The organism is Lamprobacter sp., from assembly GCF_034860625.1.
Classification (GTDB): domain Bacteria; phylum Pseudomonadota; class Gammaproteobacteria; order Chromatiales; family Chromatiaceae; genus Lamprobacter.
Genome location: NZ_JAYESN010000407.1, coordinates 1 through 2,013 on the forward strand (window position 1 = coordinate 1; position 2,013 = coordinate 2,013).

Sequence of the window (2,013 nt, forward strand, 5' to 3'; positions counted from 1 at the left end):
ATCGACCGGAACCTTCTACCTACTGCGGCCAAACCGATTCCGCTGGGATTACGAGACGCCCAATGAGCAAGAGATCGTCGCCGATGGCTCGCGCATCTACGTCCACGACAAGGAGCTCAATCAGGTCACCCACAGCAGCCAAAAGAAGATCCTCGACGGCACCCCGGCCCAGCTCTTGGCCAGCGAGCAACCGGTCGAAGACTATTTCAAGCTCAGCAATCTCGATGAGGGCGACGGTCGCACCTGGGTCGAGTTGGTCCCCAAGGCCGAGGACACCGAGGTGGTCAAACTGCGCATCGCCTTCAAGGATGGCCAGCTCGACAATCTGCTGATGGAAGACCGCTTCGGCCAGCTCACCCGGTTCATCTTCACCGACCTGAAGCGCAACCCCCAGCTCGACTATGCCATGTTCCGCTTCAATCGCCCAGCGGGGAGTGATTTCTTGCAGGTGGACTGAATCGCGCTGACTGTTTACGCTCGTCAGGAAGCCGAGGCCAGTGGATTTTGGCTTGATTGATCGGAGCGAGCGACAAGGGCTACCAAGATGTCTATTGAAGAGATCAAATCCCAGCTTCAGACCGAGCTGCCAGCCCTGCTGCAGCAAGACACAGGCTTTCGCCTCTGGCTAGAAGACCTGATCCGCCGCACGGCGGTCAGCAGTGAGCGGTTCGACGATCGCTTCGATCGGGTGCTTCGTGAGCTGGCGGCTGACCGCGAAGCGCAGGAGCGCAAGTGGGAAGAACAGAACCGCAAGTGGGATGAACAGAACCGCCATCTAGCCGAACAGAACCGTAAGTGGGACGAGCAGAACCGCATCAACCACCAGCTACTCGATGAGATCCGGCAGGCGCGCACCCGGCACGAACAGAGTATTGGCGCCCTCGGCGCTCGCTGGGACCTAGCCTCCGAGGTCAGCTTCCGTTCTGCCCTCAAGGGTATCCTGGAGAAGTCCTTTGGCGTCGAAGTGATCAACGTGAGTTTGATGACGAGGGCACGGTCTTCGGCGTCCCCGATCAGGTCGAGATCGACATCATCGTGCGCAATGGCCACCTGATCCTCTGCGAACTCAAGTCATCGATGTCGAAATCGGACATCTACACCTTCGAGCGCAAGGTCCAGTACTACCAGCGCCGCCACGGCCGCGAGGTCAGCCGCAAGCTGGTGATCTCACCGATGGTGCGGCCCGAGGCACCCCCGGTGGCCGAGCGACTGGGTATCGAGGTCTTTGGCTTCGCGGAAGATGTGGAGAATCTCTGACCACTGCCCTCAGTTCGACGGCGCAGTATGCGGTCGGGTTGAGCCGATTGTTCGGTGGTCTACGACTTTTGATCCTCGCTCTTCCTGCCTAGCTTGAAGATCCGCCACCATCTCAGCCAGGCTGTAATGGTGTTTTTTAGCATAAGCGTCTCGATTCTTCCAGACTTCAGCGATGATTTCGTCTTGATACATTGCATTATTCCTCGGGTAGCAACTCCAGAGGAGTACAGATTTCTGGGTATGAATAACCCGCTTTCTCACAGATCGAGCGAATAATAGGCTTCTTCGCTGCATTGTCGATGTGTCGGCAATTCCACGTAAGAAGGTAGTCGATATTGTGAACAGCAGCAACGGCAACATGCAGGGCATCTGCTTCAGCCTGTGGAGGAATCCCTCCTTCTGCTATCAAGCGTTCCGCAAATTCCTGAACTTCTCTATCTATTCTGAGCTCAGGGACGTCTTCGATTGCTCTGAGTCGCCTTTTCGCTGCTTCAGGATTTCCGGCTGACGCTTCGGTTAGAGTTAACTCCGACGTGAACAAGTCATATCTGGAACGCGCTTCATCCCACCATTGCCCTGTGATCTGTTGCCAAGCTGCAGCCCTGACGTCTCTGCTGGGCCTCGCAGTGAGATAACTGGGAATCGACGTTTCGATATAGACCTTTTTCTTCATGCTCGGGCGGGTTCTTTAAGAGCTTGCGCCATGGCGGCAGTTTTCACCGAACAGTTGATTAGACAGAATGTGGGCCATGTATG

At 56.2% G+C, this 2,013-nt stretch carries 4 protein-coding genes; 3 read left to right on the forward strand and 1 reads right to left on the reverse strand.

Annotated features, from left to right (window positions below; genetic code table 11):
• The 3 genes from VBE63_RS28135 to VBE63_RS28145 form a co-directional block, all read left to right on the forward strand.
• Window positions 1-457, forward strand: a 457-nt coding sequence (locus VBE63_RS28135; protein ID WP_323686289.1) for a LolA family protein, incomplete at its 5' end; no start/stop codon positions are given.
• A gap of 87 nt (window positions 458-544) precedes the next feature.
• Entirely contained in the window at window positions 545-1,054 is a 510-nt protein-coding gene (locus tag VBE63_RS28140) for a DUF3782 domain-containing protein (protein WP_323686290.1), read from the forward strand.
• Window positions 1,036-1,257: a hypothetical protein gene (locus VBE63_RS28145; RefSeq protein WP_323686291.1), complete on the forward strand. Its 222-nt coding sequence runs from the start codon at window positions 1,036-1,038 to the stop codon at window positions 1,255-1,257. Before VBE63_RS28140 ends, VBE63_RS28145 begins: the two co-directional genes overlap by 19 nt.
• Before the next feature lie 196 nt (window positions 1,258-1,453).
• Here VBE63_RS28145 and VBE63_RS28150 read toward each other — a convergent pair whose 3' ends face one another.
• Window positions 1,454-1,930, reverse strand: coding sequence for a type II toxin-antitoxin system VapC family toxin (locus VBE63_RS28150; protein ID WP_323686292.1), 477 nt, complete (start codon window positions 1,928-1,930; stop codon window positions 1,454-1,456).
• Window positions 1,931-2,013: the final 83 nt, after the last annotated feature.

What these genes read in the sequence shown, in the direction of transcription:
- VBE63_RS28150 (WP_323686292.1), bottom strand. Translation starts at nt 1,930, where the DNA reads ATGAAGAAAAAGGTCTATATCGAAACGTCGATTCCCAGTTATCTCACT.
- VBE63_RS28140 (WP_323686290.1), top strand. Translation starts at nt 545, where the DNA reads ATGTCTATTGAAGAGATCAAATCCCAGCTTCAGACCGAGCTGCCAGCC.